The sequence below is a fragment of the Streptomyces sp. GL_141 genome (assembly GCF_057834385.1).
Genome location: NZ_CM174402.1, coordinates 778853 through 801719, shown reverse-complemented (window position 1 = coordinate 801719; position 22867 = coordinate 778853). Strand labels below are relative to the sequence as shown.

At 72.1% G+C, this 22867-nt stretch carries 21 protein-coding genes; 10 read left to right on the top strand and 11 right to left on the bottom strand.

Going from position 1 to position 22867, the window contains the following annotated elements; genetic code table 11:
• Positions 1–34: 34 nt before the first annotated feature.
• Positions 35–667 (bottom strand): TetR/AcrR family transcriptional regulator, encoded by a 633-nt coding sequence (locus tag AC3IX6_RS03470; RefSeq protein WP_489368724.1) that lies wholly within the window; start codon positions 665–667, stop codon positions 35–37.
• A gap of 73 nt (positions 668–740) precedes the next feature.
• Between AC3IX6_RS03470 and AC3IX6_RS03465 the strand changes: the two genes are divergently transcribed.
• Positions 741–1148, top strand: coding sequence for a RidA family protein (locus tag AC3IX6_RS03465; RefSeq protein WP_489368723.1), 408 nt, complete (start codon positions 741–743; stop codon positions 1146–1148).
• Between the two features lie 39 nt (positions 1149–1187).
• Here the strand turns inward: AC3IX6_RS03465 and AC3IX6_RS03460 are convergent, their stop codons facing one another.
• From AC3IX6_RS03460 to AC3IX6_RS03450, 3 genes are all read right to left on the bottom strand, one after another.
• Positions 1188–1715 carry a hypothetical protein gene (locus AC3IX6_RS03460; protein WP_489368722.1) on the bottom strand — a complete coding sequence of 176 codons (528 nt, stop codon included), beginning with the start codon at positions 1713–1715 and terminating at the stop codon, positions 1188–1190.
• Between the two features lie 205 nt (positions 1716–1920).
• Positions 1921–2616, bottom strand: coding sequence for an alpha/beta fold hydrolase (locus AC3IX6_RS03455; protein WP_489368720.1), 696 nt, complete (start codon positions 2614–2616; stop codon positions 1921–1923).
• 65 nt (positions 2617–2681) lie between these two features.
• Positions 2682–3926 carry an MFS transporter gene (locus tag AC3IX6_RS03450; protein WP_489368719.1) on the bottom strand — a complete coding sequence of 415 codons (1245 nt, stop codon included), beginning with the start codon at positions 3924–3926 and terminating at the stop codon, positions 2682–2684.
• A 286-nt stretch (positions 3927–4212) separates the two neighbouring features.
• Here AC3IX6_RS03450 and AC3IX6_RS03445 point away from each other — a divergent pair, with 286 nt between their 5' ends.
• The 5 genes from AC3IX6_RS03445 to AC3IX6_RS03425 all read left to right on the top strand — a co-directional run bounded on the left by AC3IX6_RS03445 (position 4213) and on the right by AC3IX6_RS03425 (position 10430).
• Positions 4213–5250, top strand: coding sequence for a LacI family DNA-binding transcriptional regulator (locus AC3IX6_RS03445; RefSeq protein ID WP_489368718.1), 1038 nt, complete (start codon positions 4213–4215; stop codon positions 5248–5250).
• A 346-nt stretch (positions 5251–5596) separates the two neighbouring features.
• Positions 5597–6796, top strand: coding sequence for a thiolase family protein (locus tag AC3IX6_RS03440; protein WP_489368717.1), 1200 nt, complete (start codon positions 5597–5599; stop codon positions 6794–6796).
• A 156-nt stretch (positions 6797–6952) separates the two neighbouring features.
• Complete coding sequence (locus AC3IX6_RS03435) at positions 6953–8392, top strand: aldehyde dehydrogenase family protein (protein WP_489368716.1); 1440 nt, start codon at positions 6953–6955, stop codon at positions 8390–8392.
• Positions 8393–8551: 159 nt separating this feature from the next.
• Positions 8552–8959, top strand: a complete 408-nt coding sequence (locus AC3IX6_RS03430; protein WP_489368715.1) for a thioredoxin family protein — start codon at positions 8552–8554, stop codon at positions 8957–8959.
• A gap of 40 nt (positions 8960–8999) precedes the next feature.
• A complete protein-coding gene (locus AC3IX6_RS03425; protein ID WP_489368714.1) occupies positions 9000–10430 on the top strand; it encodes a dihydrolipoyl dehydrogenase family protein in 1431 nt (476 codons plus the stop codon).
• Positions 10431–10531: 101 nt separating this feature from the next.
• On the opposite strand, the gene AC3IX6_RS03420 is transcribed toward AC3IX6_RS03425, so the two are convergent.
• The 4 genes from AC3IX6_RS03420 to AC3IX6_RS03405 form a co-directional block, all read right to left on the bottom strand.
• The gene (locus AC3IX6_RS03420) at positions 10532–11824 is read right to left on the bottom strand and encodes an LCP family protein (RefSeq protein ID WP_489368713.1); all 1293 of its coding nucleotides are present in this window, start codon (positions 11822–11824) and stop codon (positions 10532–10534) included.
• A 54-nt stretch (positions 11825–11878) separates the two neighbouring features.
• A complete protein-coding gene (locus AC3IX6_RS03415) occupies positions 11879–13462 on the bottom strand; it encodes a N,N-dimethylformamidase beta subunit family domain-containing protein (RefSeq protein ID WP_489368712.1) in 1584 nt (527 codons plus the stop codon).
• On the bottom strand, positions 13463–14017 hold the full coding sequence (locus AC3IX6_RS03410) for a hypothetical protein (RefSeq protein ID WP_489368711.1): 555 nt from the start codon (positions 14015–14017) through the stop codon (positions 13463–13465).
• Positions 14018–14205: 188 nt separating this feature from the next.
• Positions 14206–14388 (bottom strand): hypothetical protein, encoded by a 183-nt coding sequence (locus tag AC3IX6_RS03405; RefSeq protein WP_489368710.1) that lies wholly within the window; start codon positions 14386–14388, stop codon positions 14206–14208.
• A 234-nt stretch (positions 14389–14622) separates the two neighbouring features.
• On the opposite strand from AC3IX6_RS03405, the gene AC3IX6_RS03400 reads away from it, so the two are divergent.
• Positions 14623–15015 (top strand): AMP-binding protein, encoded by a 393-nt coding sequence (locus AC3IX6_RS03400; protein WP_489368708.1) that lies wholly within the window; start codon positions 14623–14625, stop codon positions 15013–15015.
• 150 nt (positions 15016–15165) lie between these two features.
• Entirely contained in the window at positions 15166–16314 is a 1149-nt protein-coding gene (locus AC3IX6_RS03395; protein WP_489368707.1) for a PucR family transcriptional regulator, read from the top strand.
• Positions 16315–16327: 13 nt separating this feature from the next.
• On the opposite strand, the gene AC3IX6_RS03390 is transcribed toward AC3IX6_RS03395, so the two are convergent.
• From AC3IX6_RS03390 to AC3IX6_RS03380, 3 genes are all read right to left on the bottom strand, one after another.
• Entirely contained in the window at positions 16328–17728 is a 1401-nt protein-coding gene (locus tag AC3IX6_RS03390; RefSeq protein ID WP_489368706.1) for a carboxylesterase/lipase family protein, read from the bottom strand.
• A gap of 124 nt (positions 17729–17852) precedes the next feature.
• Positions 17853–18695, bottom strand: coding sequence for an alpha/beta hydrolase family protein (locus tag AC3IX6_RS03385; protein WP_489368705.1), 843 nt, complete (start codon positions 18693–18695; stop codon positions 17853–17855).
• A 228-nt stretch (positions 18696–18923) separates the two neighbouring features.
• Positions 18924–20201, bottom strand: coding sequence for an Nramp family divalent metal transporter (locus AC3IX6_RS03380; protein ID WP_489368703.1), 1278 nt, complete (start codon positions 20199–20201; stop codon positions 18924–18926).
• Positions 20202–20630: 429 nt separating this feature from the next.
• Here AC3IX6_RS03380 and uppS point away from each other — a divergent pair, with 429 nt between their 5' ends.
• Positions 20631–21350: a polyprenyl diphosphate synthase gene (gene uppS, locus AC3IX6_RS03375; RefSeq protein WP_489368702.1), complete on the top strand. Its 720-nt coding sequence runs from the start codon at positions 20631–20633 to the stop codon at positions 21348–21350.
• Complete coding sequence (locus tag AC3IX6_RS03370; protein WP_489368701.1) at positions 21347–22810, top strand: oxygenase MpaB family protein; 1464 nt, start codon at positions 21347–21349, stop codon at positions 22808–22810. The genes uppS and AC3IX6_RS03370 overlap by 4 nt, the downstream gene beginning before the upstream one ends.
• Positions 22811–22867 lie beyond the last annotated feature (57 nt).

Genomic DNA, 22867 nt, shown 5'->3' with positions numbered 1-22867 from the left:
TGACGGGCCCTTGGGGACCGGTGGGCGCGACGGCCTAGAGGCCGTCCGGGGTGGGGGCGAGCGTCGTGTGCCAGCCCTGCTCCACGGAGCGGCGGCACCGCTCGGCCGTGTCGCCGGAGCTCGTGAACAGTGCGGTCAGCATGGGTACGCCCTGGGCGAGGACCTGGTGGGGCAGCGGGCCGGTCGCGACCAGGGACGCGAGCCCGTGGCCGATCACCCAGCTGTTCGTCGCCAGGGTCAGGGGGTCGACGTCGAGGTGGAAGCGGCCGTCCGCCTTGGCGCGTTCGACGGCGCGGACCAGGCAATGCAGCGTCTCGTCCGCGGCCTTGGCGTCTTCGAGCGCGAAACCGGCGTCGAACATGACCCGGTAGAGGTCGGGGGCGGCGAGGGCGTTGGCCACGTAGGCGGCTCCGAGGGCGGCCAGGTCCCGTACCGGATCCGCGGACATCGACACCGCGTCGAGCCTGGCTGCCAGCAGCTTGAAGCCTTCCTGGCGCATGGCCGTCCACAGGCCGTCCATGCCTCCGAAGTAGGTGTAGACGGCCATCGTCGATACGCCGGTACCGGCCACGAGCGAACGGAGGGTGACCGGCTGACGGGTGCGCAGCATCATCGCGGCCCGCTCGATCAGGAGGGAGCGGATCGCCGAGTCTTTCGTTCGTGCCATGCCCACACAATACATAGCAGCGCTATGGTTTGAGGAGGCGCCGGAACCTGCGCCCCGACGACAAGGAGCTGTCATGACCGTGAAGCTGGTCAATCCCAACGGACTGCCGAAGCCCGACGTGTACCGCCAACTGTCGATAGCGAGCGGGTCGCAGCTGGTGTTCCTCGCAGGTCAGGTCGCGCGCGATGCGGAGGGAGGCCAGGTGGGTGCAGGGGATCTCGCCGCTCAGGTCGAGCAGTGCTACCTCAACATCGGGACCGCCCTGGCCGAGATCGGCGGATCCTTCGACGACGTGGCGAAGTTGACCGTCTACGTCGTCGACTGGAGCCCTGAGAAGATGCCGCTCCTGGGCGAGGGCGTGACGCGGGCCGCTGCCAAGCTGGGCGTCGACCCCGTCAAGCCGATCACCCTGCTGGGTGTCGCGGCCCTGGCGGAGCCCGATCTCCTGGTCGAGGTCGAAGCCACGGCAGTCCTCGACTGACGCGGGCGACGGCGGATTTGGGGGGACGGTGGGTTGAGGTCACCGGTCGCTCGGCAGGAGGTCCTTGATCGCCGCGACGGCGGCCCGGGGGTCGTCGGCGTGCCAGTGGACCGCGTGAATCGTCCTGCGCCGACCCAAGAAGCTCACGTGGGTGACCGGGCGGGACAGTTCGACGGTGATCGAGGTCTGCGAAGCGATGGCCACGTCCAACACGCCGTCCTCGGTCTTGTTCCCGTTCGGGAAACGAAGGTCGTACCGGGCGGACGAGATGTGCTCCAACGGTATGAGCAGGTCGAGCCGTGCGCCGCGGCGTATCCGCACCGCACCCGGTCCCACGACGTGAGGCCGCGTAACGGCGGCGGCGTGCAGCCCGAGTGCGAGCAGCACCGTGTAGAGATCTACGGGCAGCATGATCATGTGGGCGACCGGATACGGGGCGAGCATGATGGACACGCCGACCGTCTCGACCACGAAGAAGAACACCAATCCGTACGCCGTCGGCGCCTGGGCCCGCGCATAGCCGACGGCGACGTCCGGGCCCCTCACCCCGTGTGTGCGCCGAGTCATCCATAAGCCGAGGCTCGCCAACTGCCGCCGCTCGTGCGTCAGGAGTCGTCCTGTGTGGTCGATGAGTGTCCTGATGATCATGCAACCGAGTTAAGCAGTAAGGGGTGTTGTGGTCGCGCCCTGCTCGTGCTGCCGAGGCCGAGCCTCCCGCCCTCCCGGCTGAACGGAGGGCTCAGCCGCGAGGGCGGGAGGTCTGCGCCGGACCTCAGATCCAGCCCTCCAGCGATGCCATGAAGCCGTCGAAGTCGTCGCGGTGGATGGTGTGGCCGGCGCCGGTCACCGAGCGGACCTCGAAGCCGCGCTCCTTGAGGACCGTCGCGCGCTCCGGCGAGATCAGGAAGCTCGGGTCCGCCAGCTGCACGAGGGACGGGACCACCGGCGCGGCCGGCAGCAGGTCCGTGCCCATCAGCGGAGTCAGGCTCAGGGCGGTCGCTTCGTCCCAGACGGCCAGGGTGGCCAGTTCGACGTCCACGTCGGCCTCCTCCCAGCGCGGGTTCATCGCCTGGATCTGCTCCTTGGGCGCGGACTTGAACTGGGCGAACATCTCGGGCCCGAAGCCCTCGCCGAGCTCCGCCAGGTGCCAGGCCGGGTCGGAGAACACGGCGCGCTTCGGCTTCAGGCGGTCGACGGCCTTCGAGAGGGTCAGGCCGCCGAGGGAGTGACCGATGGCGAGTTCGGCGCCGGCCGGGAGCGTTTCGACCACGTCGTCGGCGAAGGCTTCCGGGCTGTACTCGCCCCGGCCGCTGGCGCCGTGGCCGCGCAGGTCCACGGCGATGGCGCGGTAGCCGCGCTCGGCGAGGGCGGGACCGACCCGGCGCCAGGTCCGGTGGTCGGCCATGATCCCGTGGATCAGGAGGGCGATGCGGTCGCCTTCGCCCCAGGTGTGGGTGTGGAGCTGCACGGTGGTGCCTTTCGGTGTCAGGGGTGAGGAAGGGGAGGGAGCTCGGGGTGCGGCCACCGCCTCGGCTAGCGGACGCTGCGGATCGGCTTGACCGCCAGGGCGCCGGCCACCGCCAGGACGGCGGCCACGATGAACAGGGCCGTGTAGCCGCCGCTCAGGGACACGATCACCGAGGCGATGAAGGGGGCGACGATCTGCGGGCCGGCGTTGGCGATGTTGAGCACGCCCATGTCGCGGGCGGCGTCCTCGGCCTTGGGGAGCACCATCGTCACCAGCGCGGTGTCCACGGCCATGTAGCAGCCGAACGCGAGGCCGTTGATCACGGCGAAGGCCAGCATGGCCGTCCAGCTGGTCGACAGGGCCGGGATCACCAGCGCGACGGCGGACAGCAGGGCGGAGGCGCCGACGAAGAGCTTGCGGCGGTCGTACTTGTCCGAGAGCCAGCCGCCGAGGACGGTGGAGACGACCATCGCCACGCTCGTCAGCGGCATCATGATGGCCACCGCCGCCTCCGGCTTCATGCCCTCGGGCAGCACGGTGTGGTCCTGGAGGATGTACAGCTGGTAGCCGCTCACCGCGAAGTAGCCGAGGACCAGCAGGGCCCGCCCGATGAACGCCCAGCGGAAGTCGTGGTCCTTCAGGGCGCTGGCGAACGCGGCCAGCTGCGCCTTGACCGGCATGGAGGGCTTGGCCGGGCGCCGTTCCTCGCGGGTGCAGGTGGTGAACAGGACGGCGGCGCCGGCGACGATCGCGCCGAAGACCAGGTACCCGGTGCGGTAGTCGTCCGAGAAGGCCGCGCCGATCAGGGCGCCGACGGTCGAGCCCAGCGGCAGGCCGAGGCCGACGGCCGCGGAGGCCTTGCCGCGGGCGCTCATGGGCACCCGGTCGGGGACCACGGAGGTGATGGCGGCCTGGTAGATGTTCATCACGGCCTGGCCGAGGCACCAGGCGATGGTGATGAGGAGGATCGTGTCCGCGGCGCCGAGCAGGAACATCGCCGGTATCGCGGCGAGTCCACCGCCCAGGATCCAGGGGTTGCGCCGTCCGCTGCGGTCGGACAGGGCGCCGGCGACCGGGTTGAAGACCGTCGCGAAGATCGCGGAGACCCCCGCGATCAGGCCGAAATTGGCGACCTTGTTCGCGGCGTCGATGTCTTCGACCTGGAGGGCGAGGAGTACGCCGGCGACGCCGATGTAGAGGGCGTACATGGCGCCGTTGCCGACGAGCAGCAAGGGGAGCAGGCCGCGCCGGGGGGCGGGAGCGTCGGTGGTGGCGGCGGCGGTGCCGGTGCCGGGGGAGGAAAGGGCCACGGTGCCCTCCTGGGCAGTTTGGTAAGGGGCGAGGGAGACGGAGGGGTGCACTGAGGGGTGTGGGGAGGAGTGCGCGCCGCCCTGTCGCGACGGCGGGGGTGCGACGGAACACGGCAGGGCGGCGGCACGACGGGGCACGGCACGGGCACGTGGGGAGACACCTTTGATGAAGCTCGGGTGACGCCGTGGTTACACGTGTCAGTGAATCGTGTAACCACTGTGTAGCATTGGTTTCCGGCCATCCGCTAGCCCCTGGGTACAAACGGTCTGGAAAGATGCCACGGCAATGTCTCAGTCATCGAAGCCGCCGAAGCCTCCCACGCCGCCGTCCCCGTCGCCGGTGCCCGTCCCGACCAGCGCGGACGTGGCCCGTCTCGCCGGAGTGTCGCGCGCGACGGTCTCGTACGTCCTGAACAACGCGGAGGCCGTACGCATCAGCGAGCCGACCCGCCGCAAGGTGCGCGAGGCCGCCGAGGAGCTCGGCTACGTCCCCCACGCGGCCGCCCGCAGTCTGCGCGCCGGGCACACGCGCATCGTGCTGCTGCCCACCTCGCACGTGCCGATCGGCCCGCTGTACAGCACCTTCCTCAACGAGCTCCAGTGGGCGCTGCGCGGCCTGGACTACACGGTGGTCCAGTACGGCAGCCTCGGTCTCACCGGTGACGAGGCCGCGCGGGCCTGGGCCGAACTGCGTCCGGTCGCGGTGCTCTCCCTCGGGGAGATCGCCCTGTCCGCGCACAACGTGGCCACGCTCAAGCGGGCCGGGGCGCGCGCGGTGCTGACGATGGGGCCGCAAGCCGTTCCGGGGGCGCACGCGCTGCTCATGGACCAGGCCGAGGTCGGCGCGCGGGCGGCCGAGCACCTGGTGGCGCGGGGCCGGCGGCGGATCGGCGTGGTCGTTCCGCAGGAGGAGGGGCTGGGTCTCTTCTCCACGCCCCGGCTGGAGGGCGCGCGGTCCGTGGCGGAAGCGGAGATCGTGCCCCTGCGGATGGCCTACTCGGAGGAGTCGGCGGCGGAGCTGGCGGAACGGTGGGGGCCCCTGGGCCTGGACGCGGCGTTCGCCTACAACGACGAGTACGCGATGCTGCTGATGCGGGCCTTCCAGGACGTGGGCCTGCGGGTGCCGCAGGACGTGGCCGTCATGGGCGCGGACGATCTGCTCATCGGACGGCTGCTGCGGCCGAGGCTCAGCACGGTGCAGATCGAGATGCCGACGGGCGAGCGGCTGGCGGCGCTGGTGGACGAGGCGGTACGGGAGCCCGCGGCGGCGGTGCGCAGGCACGACCTGATGGCGGCGGTGGCGGTGCCGCGGGACTCGACCTGAGCCTGCCGTGCCGCTCTGCTCCGGCGGGCTGCGGATCTGACCCGGCTGCCGGCTCGTCGCGCGGGTGACGGCCCGGGGCTGCGCCCGGGCTGCTGGGGCTCCGCCCCGGACCCCGCGCCTCCAAGGCCGGCGGGGCTGAAATGGCCCGACGGGCAATCCGGCCCGCCGGCTCGGACGTACGGCAGGCGCAGGTCCGGGCCCCGGTGAGGGCCGGGGGCCGTTGACAGCGAGGTCGGGGCGACGGAGACTTCGGGCGCGCCCCACCCGGGCGCGGGCGGAGCGTGCGCCGGACCGGACAGCGGTGTCGGTGTGCCGCGCCGCCTCCCGTTCGCTCCGGAGGGACTCCATGAGCATCCGTACCGTCCGCGACGTCTATGTCGTCGACGCCGTCCGCACCCCGATCGGGAAGTTCGGCGGCGCCCTCGCCGGGGTCCGCCCCGACGACCTGGCCGCCCACGTGGTGCGCGCGCTCGTGGACCGTACGCCCGCACTGGACCCGGCCCGCATCGACGACGTCGTCTTCGGGGACGCCAACGGCGCGGGCGAGGACAACCGCGACGTGGCCCGCATGGCGGTGCTGCTCGCCGGGCTCCCCGTGACCGTTCCGGGGGTCACCGTCAACCGCCTCTGCGGCTCCGGGCTCGAAGCCGTCGTCCAGGCGGCCCGCGCCATCGCGCTCGGCGACGCCTCCGTCGCCATCGCGGGCGGTGTCGAGTCCATGAGCCGGGCCCCCTGGGTGGTGCAGAAGCCGGAGCGCGCCTTCCCGGCCGGGCACCAGCAGATGTGGTCCACCACGCTCGGCTGGCGGATGACCAACCCCCGGATGCCCGCGGAGTGGGCCGGGTCCCTCGGTGAGGGCGCCGAGCTCGTCGCCGACAAGCACGGCATCACCCGCGAGGCGCAGGACGCCTTCGCGCTGGAGAGCCACCGCAAGGCCGCGGCCGCCTGGGCCGCAGGCCGGTACGACGCCGAGGTGGTCCCGTACGCGGGCGTGGATCTGCTGCGCGACGAGTGCATCCGCGAGGGTTCCGGCCCGGAGGCGCTCGCCCGTCTGAAGCCCGCCTTCCGCAGCGACGGCACCGGCACGGTCACGGCGGGCAACGCCTCGCCGCTCAACGACGGTGCCGCCGCACTGCTGTTGACGGACGAGGAGGGCCTCGCCGCCACCGGGCGGGAGCCGCTGGCCCGGATCAGCGCTTCGGCCGTCACCGGGATCGAGCCCCAGCTCTTCGGCCTGGGGCCGGTGGACGCCGTCGAGCGGGCGCTCGCCAAGGCCGGCCGCGGTTTCGCCGATCTCGCCGCCTTCGAACTCAACGAGGCTTTCGCGGCGCAGGCGTTGGGGTGCCTGGCCGCCTGGCCCGAGCTGGATCCGGCCGTGGTCAACCCGCGCGGCGGGGCCATCGCGATCGGGCACCCGCTCGGTGCCTCGGGCGCCCGGCTGGCCGGTTCGGTGGCCCACCAGCTCGCGGCGGCCGGATCCGGTACCGGGATCGCGGCCCTCTGCATCGGGGTGGGGCAGGGGATCGCCCTCGTTCTGGAGCGCTGACCCCGACTCCGTCCGGTCGATCGTTTCCGGTCATAGTCGGGCGGCAACTGCTCGGTAGGGGAGGAGAATTGATGCCTCCGATGCGGTGGGGTGGCACGATGGCGCGTGCTGCCGCCACCCCCCCGCCACGCTCCCCGCATCCGGAGGCCCTGCGCCATGCCGTTCCTCGATCCGACGCTCTGGCAGGACGGACCCACCCTCACCGGAGGCACCGCTCCGGTCCTCGAACCCGCCACCGGCCAGACCCTCGCGACCATCGACCTGGCCGCCCCGGCCGATGTGGCGGAGGTCGCCGTACGGGCCCGCGCGGCCCAGCGGGACTGGGCGCGGGCCACCCACATGGAGCGGGCGGCCGTGCTGCGCCGGGCCGGTGACCTGTTTGCCGCCCACGCGGAGGAGCTGCGCGACTGGCTGGTCCGCGAGTCCGGATCCATCCCCGGCAAGGCCGACTTCGAGCTGCACGTCGCCGCGCAGGAGTGCTACGAGGCCGCGGCCCTCGCCTCGCGTCCGGCCGGGCAGGTGCTGCCGAGCGAGGCCCCGCGGCTGTCCTTCACGCGCCGCGAACCCGTCGGTGTGGTGGGGGTGGTGGCGCCCTTCAACGCGCCGCTGATCCTCTCGATCCGCTCGGTCGCGCCCGCGCTCGCCCTCGGCAACGCGGTGCTCCTCAAGCCGGACCGCCGGACCGCCGTCAGCGGCGGGCTCGCCCTCGCCGCCGTCTTCGCGGCGGCCGGCCTGCCGGGCGGGCTGCTGCACGTCCTGCCCGGCGGCGCGCAGACGGGCGCGGCCGTGGTCGCCGATCCCCTGGTCAGGGTCGTGTCGTTCACCGGGTCCACCGCGAGCGGCCGGGCCGTCGGTGAGCTGGCGGGGCGTCACCTCAAGCGCGCCCACCTGGAGTTGGGCGGAAACTCGGCGCTCGTCGTGCTCCGTGACGCCGACGTCGGGGCGGCCGTCGCGCAGGCGTCCTGGGGCTCCTTCTTCCATCAGGGCCAGATCTGCATGACGGCAGGCCGCCACCTCGTGCACGCCTCGCTCTACGACGAGTACGTGGAGCGGCTCGCCGCGCGCGCGGACGAGCTCGCGGTCGGGGACCCGTACCGCGAGCGGGTGCACCTGGGGCCGCTCATCGACCGGTCCCAGCTGGACCGGGTCCACGGCCTGGTGGAGGCCAGCACCGCGCAGGGCGCCAAACTCGTCACGGGCGGCGCCCACCAGGACCTCTTCTACCGGCCGACGGTGCTGGCGGGTGCGGGCGACGACAGCCCCGCCTACGCGGAGGAGGTCTTCGGGCCGGTGGCGCCCGTACGGTCCTTCGCGACGGAGGACGAGGCCGTGGAGCTGGCCTCCGCCGGCCCCTACGGGCTCTCCCTCGGGATCGTGACCGGCGACGCGGCGCGCGGGCTGGAGCTGGCGGGGCGTATCCCGGTCGGGATCGCGCACGTCAACGACCAGACGGTGAACGACGAGGCCGTGGCCCCCTTCGGCGGCGTCGGCGCGTCCGGCACCGGCGCCCGCTTCGGCGGCGAGGCGAACCTCGACGCCTTCACCGAGCTGCGCTGGACCACGCTCCGAGCCACCCCGGGCGGCCATCCGTTCTAGAGGGCTCCCCGGATCCAGGGAGTCTCCCCGGAGGCCCCGGCCTCGGCGTCATGGGCCCATTGTGTGCATGGTGCGCATACTGCGCGGCCAGGAATGCTTCGAGCCGGTCGTTCGTTCAGGGAAAACAAGCAGCACAGCACTCTGGAGGTCTGGAAAACCGTGGCTACTGTCGAACTCACCAAGGAGAACTTCGACCGGACGGTGAGCGAGAACTCGTTCGTCCTGATCGACTTCTGGGCGGGCTGGTGCCGTCCCTGCCTGCAGTTCGCCCCGGTCTACGAGAAGGCCGCCGGGGCCAATCCCGACCTGCTCTTCGCCAAGGTGGACACCGAGGCGCAGCAGGAGCTGGCCGCCGCCTTCCAGATCAGCTCGATCCCGACCCTCATGATCGTCCGGGATCAGGTCGCGATCTTCTCGCAGCCCGGCGCGCTGCCCGAGGCGGCGCTGACGGACCTCATCGCCCAGGCCCGGGCCCTCGACATGGACGAGGTGCGCACGAAGATCGCCGCCGAGCAGGGCGGCGCCGCCGGCGCCACGGCCGAGGAGCCCGGCACGCCGGACGCCTGATTACGTGACGGGCCCCCGCCGGGCGGTGAGACTGGACCGCATGACTGAAGCGGTGGAGTACGACGTAATCGTCCTCGGCGGGGGGCCGGCCGGAGAGAATGTCGTGGACCGGACCCGCGCCGCCGGGCTGAGCACGGCGCTGGTCGAGAGCGAGCTGGTGGGCGGCGAGTGCTCGTACTGGGCCTGCATCCCCAGCAAGGCGCTGCTGCGCCCGGTGCTGGCCCGGGCCGACGCGCGCCGGGTGCCCGGTCTCGCGGGGTCCGCGGCCGGTCCGCTGGACGCGGAAGCGGTGTTCGCGCACCGGGACTACTGGACGGGGAACTGGAAGGACGACGGGCAGGTCGACTGGCTGGAGTCGGTCGGCGCCCACGTGTACCGGGGCCACGGGCGGCTGTACGGGGTCCGCAAGGTCGCGGTCACCAGCCCGGAGGGGGAGCACCACGTGCTCTCCGCCCGGCACGCGGTCGTCGTCGCGACCGGCACCCGGGCCGTGATCCCGGAGCTGCCGGGGCTCGCGGACGCCCGGCCGTGGACCAGCCGCGAGGCCACGTCGGCGCAGGCGGCGCCGGGCCGGCTGCTGATCGTCGGCGGGTCGGTGGTGGCCGTGGAGATGGCCACGGCCTGGCAGGCCCTCGGCTCCGAGGTGACCCTGCTCGTACGGGGTTCCGGGCTGCTGCCGCGCATGGAGCCCTTCGCCGGGGAACTGGTCGCCGAGGCGCTGCGCGAGGCGGGCGCGGTGGTCCGTACGGGGGTGGCCGTCGAGTCCGTCGCACGGGACGGCTCGACCGGGCCCGTCACCGTGGTGCTCGAAGGCGGCGAGACGCTGGAGGGCGACGAGCTGCTGATGGCGACGGGGCGCACCCCGCGCACCGAGGACATCGGGCTGGACACCGTCGGGCTCGCGCCGGGCGGGTGGATCGGGGTGGACGACAGCTGCCGGGTTCCGGGGATCGACTGGCTGTACGCGGTCGGCGACGTGAACCACCGGGCGCTGCTCACCCACCAGGGGAAGTACCAGGCCCGGATCGCGGGCTCCGTCATCGCCGCCCGGGCGGCGGGCAACGCCCCGCTCGACACCGGCCGCTGGGGCGCGCACGTGGCGACCGCGGACACGGACGCCCTCCCGCAGGCCGTCTTCACCGACCCGGAGGCCGCGTCCGTGGGCCTGACCCTGGCGGAGGCGGAGCGCGCCGGCCACCGGGTCCGGGCCGTGGATTACGACCTCGGCAAGGTCTCCGGAGCGGGCCTGTACGCCGACGGCTACCGCGGCCGGGCCCGCATGGTGGTGGACCTGGACCGCGAGATCCTGCTCGGCGTCACCTTCGTCGGGCCGGGCGCCGCCGAGCTCTTGCACGCGGCGACCATCGCGGTCGCGGGCGAGGTGCCCGTCGACCGGCTGTGGCACGCGGTCCCGTCGTTCCCGACGATCAGCGAGGTCTGGCTGCGACTGCTGGAGACGTACAGGGGCTAGGTACCGCCGCTACGTACGAACAGGGGCGTTGGGCGGGGCCTCGCGAGAACGCTGAAAGGCAGTGGGAGGATCGGAACCCGGACGTGGAGCCGGACGGAGCGTCAAAGCCGTCCGTCCATGCAGCCCAGTTGGTGACCGGCCGCAGGGGAGCCTTCGATGGTGTTGCGGTCGTAGTGGACCTTCTGGACAGTCACCGGGCTGGTGCCGAGCGCGACGTCGAACATCGCGTCATGTCCGGCAACACGTTCGAGACGGGCTCCCGGAAGGGCAGTGGCGAGGGTGATCGCGCCGTATTCGGCGCCCGGGGCGTAACGGATGACGGGCGGGCCGGCGGGGCGCGTGGCCGGTGCCGTCGCGGAGGTGTCGGTGACTTGGAAACCGGCGGCTCGCAGAGCCGGCGCCACAGCGGCGTCGTCTACGCGGGCTTGCACCTTTTCCGGTCTGGCGGGCGTACCGGACGCCGGCTGGATGCGGGTGTCGCCTGTGATGGGCTTGTCCGCGGCGAGGGCGGACCACAGTGCGTCGGAGCGGGTTGCATCCCACAGCAGCGTCGAGCCGACTCCCGGGACCCGGTGGTCGAACACGCTGATCGGGACGGTGGCGAACTCCCTCTGGCTGGGCTTCAGCCGGCCCAGGGCCCAACCGATGCGGACCAGATCCTCCAAGCTGGTCCCGGGGTCGGTACGGACGGACTTCAGCAGGGAGCGCGCGGTCCGTGCGGCGGCGAGGGGGCCGGAGAGGGCATCACGGGCGGTCAGGCGTGCAAGGAGGTCGGTGGTGAAGCGCTGCTGCCGTCGGACGCGGCCGAGATCGCCGGGGTGGTTGATGTGGCGGGCGCGGACGTAGCGGAGGCTGCCCCGGCCGTCCACCTCGTGGACGCCGGCGGTGACATCGAGGCCGGAGTTGACGTCCTGGAGGGGCTTGTCGGTGCAGATGACCGCACCGCCGAGGGAGTTGACCGCCTGTTCGAAGCCGGTGAATCCGGTTTCGAGGTAGTGGTCGACGCGCAGGCCCGTGACCTTTTCGACGGTGCGGATCGTGAGGGCGGCCCCACCGATGGCATAGGCGCCATTGATCTTGCCTGAGCGAGCGGGCGTCTTGTCCTCGGGGTACGTGACGTAGGAATCACGGGGGATGGAGACGACACTGGCGCGCCGTTCGTCGGCGGACACGTGGACGAGCATCATCACGTCGGTGCAGTTGCACCCCTTGCCGCCGACGTTGAGGCGGTTCTTCTCGGCCTTGGACAGGCCTGCCCGACTGTCGATGCCGACGACGAGGATGTTGGTACCGGCCCCCGGTGTGCGGGCGGATGTGGGGTGGGCGGCGGGGGCGAGTGCGGTGAGCGCGACGAGGGTGGAGAGGGCGACGAGAGAGGTACGGAGTCTGCGCATGACGGCCTTTCGGGGTGTACACGCTTCGCGGAGTCCGGGTTCGGGCCGGGGGAACTACGGGGCGGGAGTGGCGGCCGCCGGGCTTGCCGGGTAGTGGTCGGCCACGTTGTCGGCCGCCGGGCGGCAGGTCCCGGCCGGGCCCTGCGCGAAGGCGCGCAGGACGTTCTCGGTGACGACGCGGGTGAACGTGCCGGCCCGCGCGTCCAAGCCGTGGTGGGCCGCGCCGGGCCCGCCGGCGTCCAGTGCCTCGACCCAGCGCATGGTGCCGGTGGCGAAGACTCCTGCGCCGCCGGGCAGCGTCAGGTAGGCCGAGTTCGCGTGGGCCCGGCGTCCTTTGCGCACCACCGGGGAGTGCGAGAGGATCTCGATCGGTCTCGGGGTGGGATGTCCGGTGTTGACCCGGTCGTACTCGACCCCGACGAGGTGGGGGATGGACTCGCCGAGCCGGGCACCGGTCCCCGCGAGCAGCCAGTGGTGGGGGTGGGTGACGACGTAGGGGGCATCGACCGGGTAGCCGGAATAGATGACTCCGAGAAGCTTGCTCTCGGCATCGGCCGCCGGGGAACTCCGGAAGTCGTTGGTCGGCGGTAGTCCGCGCTGGTGGCCCGGGTCCCGGGCGTAGTCGTCCTTGTAGCAGACCACGATCCGGTGGGAGCCGAGCGGGGAGGGCTCGTAGCGGATGCGGCGGTAACAGCAGTTGGCGCCCAGGACCGCCAGATTGGTACCGGTGTCTCGCGCTGCGGCCACATGAAGCCGTTGCTCCGGGCTCCAGTACTCGTCGTGTCCCAGGGAGAGGATCGCGGCCGCCCCGCACAGGAGTTGCGGGTCCCGTGCGATGTCGGGTCCGGTGGCGTAGGCCAGGGCAAGGCCCATGCGTTCGGCGAGTGCGACGAGCGGGGCTTCGTAGACGAGGAACTGACCGGATCCCCGGCCGCCGGCGTAGGGGCGGTCGAAGGAGACGGCCAGCGAACGCGAGGCCTTCTTCCCGGTGGTCCCCTTGTAGAGGTCGGCGCCGCCCCAGCGGTTGTACGCCTGCCAGGTCGCCACGGAGTTGACGATCACCAGGCGGCCGGTGGTGGAGGCCGAGCGGATGGTGAGCGGCACGTATCGCTGCGCACGGCCGTCGCCGGTTTCCAGGCGCAGGAGATAGCACCCTTCGGGCCATTCGGCGGTGTCCAGCCGGGCAGAAGGCTGCCAGTCGGCGTGGGGCATGCGGGTCTCGGCGTCGGTCACGGCCCGAGGCTGCACTGCTCCGGGCAGCGGCGAGGACCGCCACACCAGGCGCCCCCGGGTGCCGCCGTACCAGCCCATGCGGAACGCGGAGACGGTGTAGCTCGTCGCGGTGGTCGATACGTGCAAGTCGACTGGTTCGCCGGGCAGAACGCTGACCCGGCCGGCGAAGCCCTCGATGTCCCCGGCCGCTCCCGTACGGGTCACGCGCCAGTCGGCCGTGCCGGTGAGGGCGTTCTCCGCCGCCACGTCGATGCCGCAGCGCGGGACGGCGTGCGCGACGGCGGCGGCGCCAGGGAAGCGGGCGGCACCCAGGGACGCGACGGCGAGTGCGAGGAGGCGTCTGCGGTCGGTCGAGAGGGGAGGAGGGCCCGTCCCCGCACCTTCGGCCGCCTGCGACTGCTCCATTCACCTCTCCCGGGTACCTTCTCCGCTGCCTGACTCCTTCGTAGCCAACACCGCGGCCTCTTCACGAGAGGGGCTCGCCGTCGAGGAGGGATCGGCCCCTGGAAGAGTCAATGCCGCTGATCCACACGGCCCATCGGAGGTGTGCTTCCAGGGGTACGCGGATCCGGCAGTCCGCGCTGCCGACCGGATCGCACCGGGATCGAGCGGCGCTCCGAACCTCACGGACCTGAAGGGGAACGTGTGGTTCTCCGTCCGTGCGCCGATCGCCACTCGCTCGCCGGAGCAGAACGCGCCCTGGTACATCGTGGCTTCGGTGTCCGTGTGGTTCATGGCGTCCTGCACCGCGTCCGGAGGCTGGGCCTCGTCCGCGACGATCGAGGCGTCGATGCACACTCCCACTCGGGGATCGACCAGGGACGCCGTGTAGTCGCCGTGGCCGTGCATCGTGTAAGCGAACCGGAACTCCCCCACCGCCCTGACGACCGGCTGACCGGCTGCCGAGGACCACAGCGCTGACGCGAGCGTCGTGCCGGCCAGCAGGAGACGAAGATGCACGGCATTCCTTTCACGGGGTCGTGAGGGCCGCCGCCTACGATCACGCCCATGCGCGGCCTGGCGGTGCCGGGTGGGTTGACACCCGGCCGGCAGCCTTGCCCGGAAAGCAGAACCCTACGAGGAGCACTGCCGCCGGCCGGGGCGACGCGCCATCTGCTCGGGACCGCTTTGCGGTACGAGTAGGGCGCTCAGCTGTGCTCGAACAGCTTGCGCCAGAAATTGTCGCGCACGTCGTTCAGCCAGTGGTTCCTGTCGCAGTGGAGCTTGGGCATCAGCGGGAAGCGCTGCGGCACGGGGCGACCGCACCACTGGCACGGCCTCGTGCGCCGTGCCGACGAGGCCTGCGGTTGCGCGCTGTTCGGATCGACCATGGGTCCATTGAACCGCCCGGGTGCCGTAACTGCCCGGGTTCTCGTACTCAGTTGCCCGGTCGTTCGTACTCAGGCACGAAGGCACCTCCCCGTACGAGCTCAGGGCGCTGCTCCTCCCAGTGCCCGCAGCGCGAGCGCCCAGCCCAGCCGGGCCTCGCCGGATTCCGCCGACCAGCCGGTCAGTTCGGCGATACGTCCGATGCGGCCCGCACCGTATTCGGGCAGAGCTGCGCGATGAACGCCACCCTGCGCGCCGGTGCCACCCTCGTCCTGCTGCCCCGCTTCGCCGGCCCCACCGCCCTGGACGCCATGATCCGCGAGCGGGTCACCGTGTTCATGGGCGTCCCGACGATGTACCACGCCCTCACCCGGGCCCGCACGGACGACGACCGCCGCCCCGCGGCGCTCCGGGTGTGCGTCTCCGGCGGCGCGGCGCTCCCGGTCGCCCTGCTGGAGCGCTTCGAGGCGGCCTTCGGCACCGAGGTCCTGGAGGGCTACGGGCTGACCGAGACCTCCCCGGCCGCCACCTCAACCAGCACACCACCGGCCGCCGTCCCGGGACCGTCGGCCACCCCGTGTGGGGCGTCGAGGCCGCGATCACCGACCCCGAGCAGGAGGAGCACATAGCGCTCCTGCCGGACGGTGAGGTCGGCGGGGTGCTCAAGCGCGAGCTGCGAGAAGCCCGCGCATGAGTGCGGGCGCCGCCGCGCGGGCAAGGCCCCGGGCATGAGGGGGCAGCGATTGACGCCACGGTCGGGGCGGTGTGACGATGCGCCGATGTCGGACCTGCACGCCCGGATGGCCGCCCGCGTCGGTGACCTCACCGCCGTGGTGGTCGCGCGCTGCGCGGCGGAGGCGCCGTTCTACGGGGCGCTGCCCCGCGCCACCCTCCAGGGCGAGGTCGCGCGGTCCATCGCGGCGGTGCACGCGCTGCTGCTCAGGGCACTGCGTGACGGCGGCGGGGGTCCGGTGAGTCCGGGCGACCTGACCCGGCTCATCGAGTGGTCGGCGCGCCGGGCCGAGGAGCGCGTCCCCCTCGAAGCGGTGATCACCGCGTACCTGATCGGCGCCGAGGTGTGGTGGCAGACGCTGACCGAGATCGCGGAGCCCGGCGAGCTGGCCGGAGCGGGCGGCAGGCTCCTCGCCTGCCTGCACGCCGCGCTGCCCGCGGTCGTCCTCGCCCACCAGAACGCCCAGGAGGACCTCCACAGCGAGGACAAGCGGGTACGCCGGGCCCTGCTCGGCGCCCTGCTGGCGGGACGGCCGTACGAGGAGCTGGCCGACGTGGCGCGGGTGTCCGTGGTGGGCGAGCACGAGGTGGTCGCCTTCGCGTTCGAGTCCGACCCGCCGGCGAGACTGGTGCAGTCCTCGCTCGACGCCTTCACCGGGATCCCCGTGCTGATGGACCACGTCTCCTGGATCGCCCTGCTGCCGGGCACCGCCGACGTGCCCGGCCTGGTGGCCCGGCTGGAGACGGACGTGGGGCAGAGCGTGCGCGTCGCCGCCGCCCGCTGCTCCGTCCCGGCCGCCGTCCCGGCGGCGGCGCAGGAGGCCGGCCGCGTACTGGACCTCGTACGGCGTCTGGGGCGCCCGCCCGGGTGCTACCGCCTCGACGACGTGCTGCTGGAGCACCAGATCGCGCGCCCCGGGGACGGCCTCGTACGGCTGGCGGCCAAGCTCGACCCCTTGGAGGAACATCCCTTCCTGCTCGAAACGCTGCGCGTGTTCGTGGAGCGCGGGCTCAACCGCCGCCGGACGGCGTCGGATCTGTGCGTGCACCGCAACACCCTTGACTACCGGTTGCAGCGGGTGAGCACGCTGACCGGCCTCGACCTCGCGGTTCCCGCACAGGCCCGGCTGATCCAGGCGGCGCTCATCGCCAGGGACCTGGCCGGGCCCGCGGATCATCGTGGCACCGCCGGATGACACCCGTCAGCGGTCACAGCCAGGCGCGGAGTTCCTCGTGCCGGGGCGCGAGGACCGGGCCGGAGTCGGGGTGATCGAAGACCATGACGGGCCGGTCCGCGTTCCAGCCCGGCCAGCCCGGGTGCCCCGTGGCGGCGAAGGAGACCCAGGCGCGGTGCATGGCGTCCGCCAGTGGCTGGGGGGCCTCCGGCCCGGTCAGGTCCTCGGCGGCGCGCAGGTTGTCGAAGACGAAGCCGAGTTCCAGCGCGTGGCACGCGCCGAGCCCCATCACGGGCGAGCGCCAGGCGAATTCGTAGAGGAAGGTGCGGTCGGGCCGCGAGTCGGCCAGGCGGTTGAGGGGCCCCCGCAGCAGTAGGTCGGTGGCCATCTCCCCGAGGAGCTCACCTGGTTTGGCGTGCGGCCGGGTGGCTCCGTACAGCCGCGCCACCCGCTGCGGGACACGGAACTTGAGCAGGGCGAGCCGCAGGGTGAGCCGGCTGACGCGGTCCACCGTGCCGCCGGGTACGAACCACAGCCGGTACTCCTCCCGGTTGCAGCCCAGCAGGAGGTCGGCCCGGGGAAGGGGCGGGTCGGCGGGCACGAGGTCGCCGTCGGCCACGATGTGGAACCCGGGACCGCCGCCGATGGGGTCCGACCGGTCGACCACCGCGGCCTGCGCGTCCAGCAGCAGGTTCCGGTCCACGCCCGCGAACGCCTCGGCGGTGGCCGGGATCCGCAGTCTCCTCGCCATCGCCCGCACCGGCTTCGCGCCCTCGCGGCGCGACACGGTGTGCGGGGGGCCGCTCTGCAGGATCGCCCGGCGGAAGAGCCCGGACGCGGCGGGGCTGGTCATGAGGGCCGCGACGCTGATGGCCCCGGCGGACTCCCCGCACACGGTGACGTTCGCCGGATCCCCGCCGAAGGAGGCGATGTTGTCGCGGACCCAGAGCAGGGCCGCGACCTGGTCGAGGAGGCCCCGGTTGGCGGGGGCGTCGGGGAAGACCCCGAACCCCTCGACGCCGAGCCGGTAGTTGACGGAGACGAGGACCACCCCGTCGCGCGCGAAGGCGCGTCCGTCGTAGAGCGGCAGGCTCGCCGAGCCGTTGCGCAGGGAACCGCCGTGGATCCAGACCATGACCGGCAGCCGGCCCTCGCCGACGGACGGCGTCCAGACGTTGAGGTTGAGACAGTCGTCCCCGGCGATGCAGGGGTCGGGTATCAGCCGGTCGAGGGGCGGACGGTAGGGGCGCTTGGGGGCGGTGGGCCCGTACTCCAGCGCGTCCCGCACCCCTTCCCAGGGTTCGACCGGGGCGGGAGCGCGGAAGCGGTGGGCGCCGAAGGGCGGAGCGGCGTACGGGATGCCGAGGAAGGTGGCGATCCCGTTGTGGAAACGGCCCCGGACCTTGCCCTGCCCGGTGGCCACGATGAGGTCCATCGCAGTCCTTTCGCGTTTCGTGTGAGGAGGGCCGCCCGCCCCGGCCGTGACAGCGCCGGGGACGGGCGGATACGTGTGGATCGGTCGGCCACCGGTCAGGGCGCAAGAAGTCCTCGGGGACGGTTCACTGGGCGACGAGGCCGTTGCGGCGGACGTCGGACCAGGTGCCGCTGTCGGTACAGATCCCGCAGCCGGTCCCGAAGAACTGGGCACGCGCGGCCTGGTCTCCCATCAGGTGCGCCCTGAACCAGGCGGTGGTGGGCGCGGCGAACGGGCCCGGGTCGCCCACGACCGTGAAGTGGTCGGCGCCGCGCAGTTCCCCGTAGACGGCCGGGATGTGGTCCGCGGCGTCGTAGAAGGCCTTGACCAGGAAGGGGAAGACGATGCTGTCCTTCTGCCCCGCCAGGAGCAGCGCGGGCACGCGCACGTCGTCGATGTCGGCGAGCGGCCCGGGCTGGATGGGCAGGATGGTGTCGATGCGCGGGTCCGCGCCGACGACGATGGCGGCGGCTCCACCCTGCGAGTGACCGGACGCGCCGATGTGCTCCAGATCGACGTGGTCGTGGAAGGCGCTGCCGGGGTCGGCGTTCCGGCGGGCGAGCAGGTCGATGCCGGCGCGCATGGAAACGCCGAGGTTCGACTGGGGGGTGTTGGCGGCCGCGACGATGAAGCCCTGACTGGCCCAGTGCAGCAACAGGTCGCGGTAGACGACTGGAAAGGCGAAGGTGCCGTTTCCCCACACGATCACGGGGTGGCGGCGGCCGCTGGTCGCGATGTCGCGCGGGTAGTAGAGGGTGGTCACGACCCCGACGTCCACCGCGGTGGCGTAGGGGCCGGAAGCGCCGTAGTCGGCCGCGACCGCTTCGGAAGCGGAACCGGTGGGCGCCGCTGCCGCACCCGCGCCGCCGGAAGCCGTCAGCACGAGCACGAGCGAGGTCAGAGGTACGAGCAGCCTTCTCCAGAGCACGGTCGACTCCCGATGCCGTCACGGTGAACCGGATGTCACATCCGGCTCACACCTTGTTTGATCGCACATCCTGAAGCACGGTTCGGGGCCCGTCTCTGCGCAATCGCGGCAAGCGGCGCGGCGAGAGTTCGTGCAACCTGCCGAGAGGCGACGGTGTGCAGGGGGTGCCATGCTCGGTTCCGCCGCTGCGGTTGGAGGTCGGCTGGACGCTCGAGGACGGCCTGAGCGCTACCTGAGCAGCTCCCACAGCTGCTGGACGCACAGCACCACGAACAACAGGCCGGCGGCCCCCAGCATCGCGTTGCTCAGCAGGCCGTTGCGCCACTGGGCCGGTGTGCGTGAGGAGTTGAGCAGCCACAGCAGTGTCAAGGCGAGGAAGGGCATGAAGAGTGCGCCGATCACTCCGTACACGACGATGAGACCGAAGGGCTGGTCCAGGAAGAGCAGGCTGATGGGTGGGAAGGTGAGCCAGAGCAGATAGACCCGGAAGGGCAGGGACTTGGCCGGGTTCGTCCCGGCCGGGACGAGGGAAGGCCGGAACTTCGTGGCGAAGTCGGCGAACATCAGGCTCACTCCGTGCCACACGCCGATCAGCGAGGTGAAGGACGTGGCGAAGAACCCGACCAGGAACAGCTTGGCGGTCGCCCTTCCGTACTGCTCCTCCAGGACGGCGCTCAGATCGAGCAGCCCCTTGTCCCCCTTGGCCAGGGCCACGCCGGACGAGTGCAGCAGCTCGGCCCCGACGATGAGCATGGCCACCACGAAGATCCCGGTGGTGACGTAGGCGACGCGGTTGTCGAGCCGCATCACCTTCATCCAACTCGGGTTCGTCCAGCCCTTCGCGTTCACCCAGTAGCCGTACGCGGCGAGGGTGATCGTGCCGCCCACGCCGCCGATCAGTCCGAGCGTGTAGACCAGGGAACCGTCCGGCAGTACGGGCGCGAGGCCGGCGAAGGCCGCGTCGAGCCGGGGCGTGACGCGGATCGCGAGGTACACGGTGACCAGGAACATGACGCCGACCAGGACGGTCATGACCTTCTCGAAGACGGCGTACCGGTTGAACCAGACGAAGACCAGCCCGGCCAGACCGCACAGCACGGCCCAGAGCTTCAGGTCCATGGTGCCCGGGAAGAGCGCGGCCAGCGGGAGCGCACTGGAGGACATCGCGGCGGCGCCGTAGACGAAGCCCCAGACGACGACGTACCCCGCGAAGTAGACGGTGGTCCAGGAGCCGAGGCTGTGCCAGCCGTCGAAGAGGGTACGGCCGGTGGCGAGGTGCCAGCGACCGGCCGCCTCGGCGAGCGAGATCTTGACGAGGCAGCCGATGACGGCGGCCCACAGCAGTGTGTAGCCGAACTTGCTGCCCGCGAGGAGCGTGGCAACGAGGTCGCCGGCCCCGACACCGGTCGCCGCCACGACGATTCCGGGGCCGATCGATCGCCAACTCGCCTTGCGCGGAGCGTGGGTTTCGCTCCCCACGGTGCCCGTCTCAGTGGTGTCCGTCATCTGTGCCTGCCTTCCCGTTCGCCCCCTGGGTGACGGGAGTCACCAAAACGGTTTGGCGGAGGTCGCGCAAGAGGCCCTCCGCCCCGTGCACCCGCCTCGCGGCAGCCGCGGCATCGTCGCGCAGCCGTTCGGGCCGTCGACACCCCTTGGGCGGAATCGAACGTATGGGTCGAAGGTGATGGCGGCTCGTTCGGCCGATCATGGCCCTTTCGCGCTGTCAGACTCCGGGGAGGGAATGCGCTGGTGGGGCTTGGGCGAGGCGGACTGGGCGTGAAAGAGCATGGTGTGGCTGGTCGTGCCGCTCCGGACAGGGCAGGGCCGGGGGTGACGGACCGCGGAGTCCCGGGCGCACGGGCGGTGACGCAGGATCCGCCGTGCGGGCCGCAGAGCAGTGGCGGATCCGGTGGACAGCGGCGGGAGGAACGGGCTTTGCGTCCGGGGCCGCGGCATGTGGCCTGCGTGATGGACGGCAACGGGCGCTGGGCGCAGCGGCGTTCGCTTCCCCGTACGGCGGGTCACCGGGCGGCGGAGGCCGCGGTCATCGACGTCATCGAGGCGGCCCGGGCCGCCGGTGTGGAGTGGCTCAGCCTGTACGCGTTCTCCACCGAGAACTGGAACCGCCCCGGCAGCGAGGTCGAGTTCCTGATGCGTCTGGTGCGGCGGGTCGTGCGCAAGCACGCGCCGCTGTTGCTCGCGCGCGGTATCCGCTGCCGTTTCCTCGGGGTCAGCGACCCGAGGATCCCCCCTGCACTGGCCCGGGACTTCGAGGACGTGGCGGTACTGACCGCCGAGAACCGGGGGATGACGCTGACCGTCGCCTTCGACCACGGGGGACGCCGGGACATCGTCGAGGCCGCGAGGTCGCTGATCCTCAGCGGGACGCCCGCCGAGGAGGTGACCGAGCGGCTCTTCGCGGACCACTTGCCCTTCCCCGACACCCCCGATGTGGATCTGGTCATCCGCACCTCCGGTGAGCAGCGCATCTCCAACTTCATGCTCTGGCAGGTCGCCTACGCCGAGTGGGTCTTCCCCGAAGTGCTGTGGCCGGACTTCCGGGCCCCCGGCTTCCTGGCCTGCCTGCACACCTACCGGCACCGCGACCGCCGCTTCGGCGGCGTGCCGGCCCGGACGAACGGAGACCCATCATGACCACCGAAACCACGGGAACGGCCGACAAGGCAACCCTGTTCGGGCCGGATTCGCATTTCTGCGCCTTCTTCGACGACCCGCGCTGGGCCTTGGCCATCATCCGCGCCACCGTCCTGGAGGCCGCTCACCCGCAGATCGGTGCCGCCCTCGCGGACAACTCCACCTTCGTCACCCACCCCTGGCGCCGACTGCGCAACACCTTCCTCAGCATGCGGCGCATGTTCGCCGCCGACCCGGCGGAACGCGAACGCGAGGCCGCCCGGCTCAACCGGCTGCACTCCCGCATGAGCGGATCCGACTCCCGTGGCCGTGCCTACGACGCGATGGACCGCGCGACCCGCGCCTGGGTGGTCGCCACCCTCTTCGAGAGCGCCGTCACCATGTGCCGGCTGAGCGGCCAGCCGCTCGACCAGGACACGATGGAGCGGATGTACGCCGAGTACCGTGCGTACCTCGCCGCGCTCGACGGCGACGCCGCGGAACTCCCCGAGGACGTGAACGACTTCTGGCGGTACTTCGACCGCGTCGTCGAGAACGAGCTGGAGAACACCGAGGCGGCCCGCGTCATCCTCTACCGGCTCTTCGACCACCTTCCCGCTCCCGCGCTGCTCGACGGCGCACCGACGCTGTGGGCGGCCGGCCGCGCCGTGGTCGGTCCGCTCCTGGGCGCGATCACCGTCGCCTCGCTCCCCGAGGCCTATCGGCGCCGGGCCGCTCTGCCGGAGATGCCGGGCGCCGAGACCCTCATGCAGGGCGCCTACCTCGCCGCAGGGCTCACCCGATTCCTGCCCGCGGGCTGGATCAATGCCGAGAGCATCATCGAAGCCCTCTCGCTCTCGCCCGACAGCGACGACCCCCGCACCCGCACCGTGGCCGCCCTGCGCGCCCGCATGAAGCGGGCATCGGCCCTGCTCCGCCTCCTCGCACCGCTCACCGGCGACGCCGACTTCGAACCGGCACCGTCGAGGGGGACGGACGGGAACCGACGCTCGGCGGAGGAGTTCTTCCGCCAGGTGCTGGACCAGACGGGCGACGGTCACCTCGACTGGCCCGACCTCGCCGCCATGGCACGCGAGCTCTCCACCCGCCTCGACCTGGACGAACCCGAGGAGACCCGGCTCTACGATGCCTTCGCCGCCTGGTGGCGCGAACTCCAGGCCGCCCTCGACACGGACGGCGACGGCCGCGTCAGCGCCGAGGAGTACGCCACCGCCGTCCCCTCCCTCGCGGGACCCGCGCTCATCCGCGTCGCCGAGGTCCTCTTCGACGCCACCGACAAGGACGGCAACGGGAGCATCGACGCGGACGAGTACCGAACCCTCTTCCGCACCGCCTTCCATCGAGACCTCACCACCGCTGACGGCGCGTACGGCAAGAGCGCCTTCGTCGGCGGCTTCCTGTCCTTCATGTCCGGCCGTCGCACGGGTACGCCGTACGACCCCCTCCTCGCCGACGCCTGACGGGCACGGTTGCACACCGCCTCGAAGTACGAACGGGCCCGTCAAAGTACGAACGGG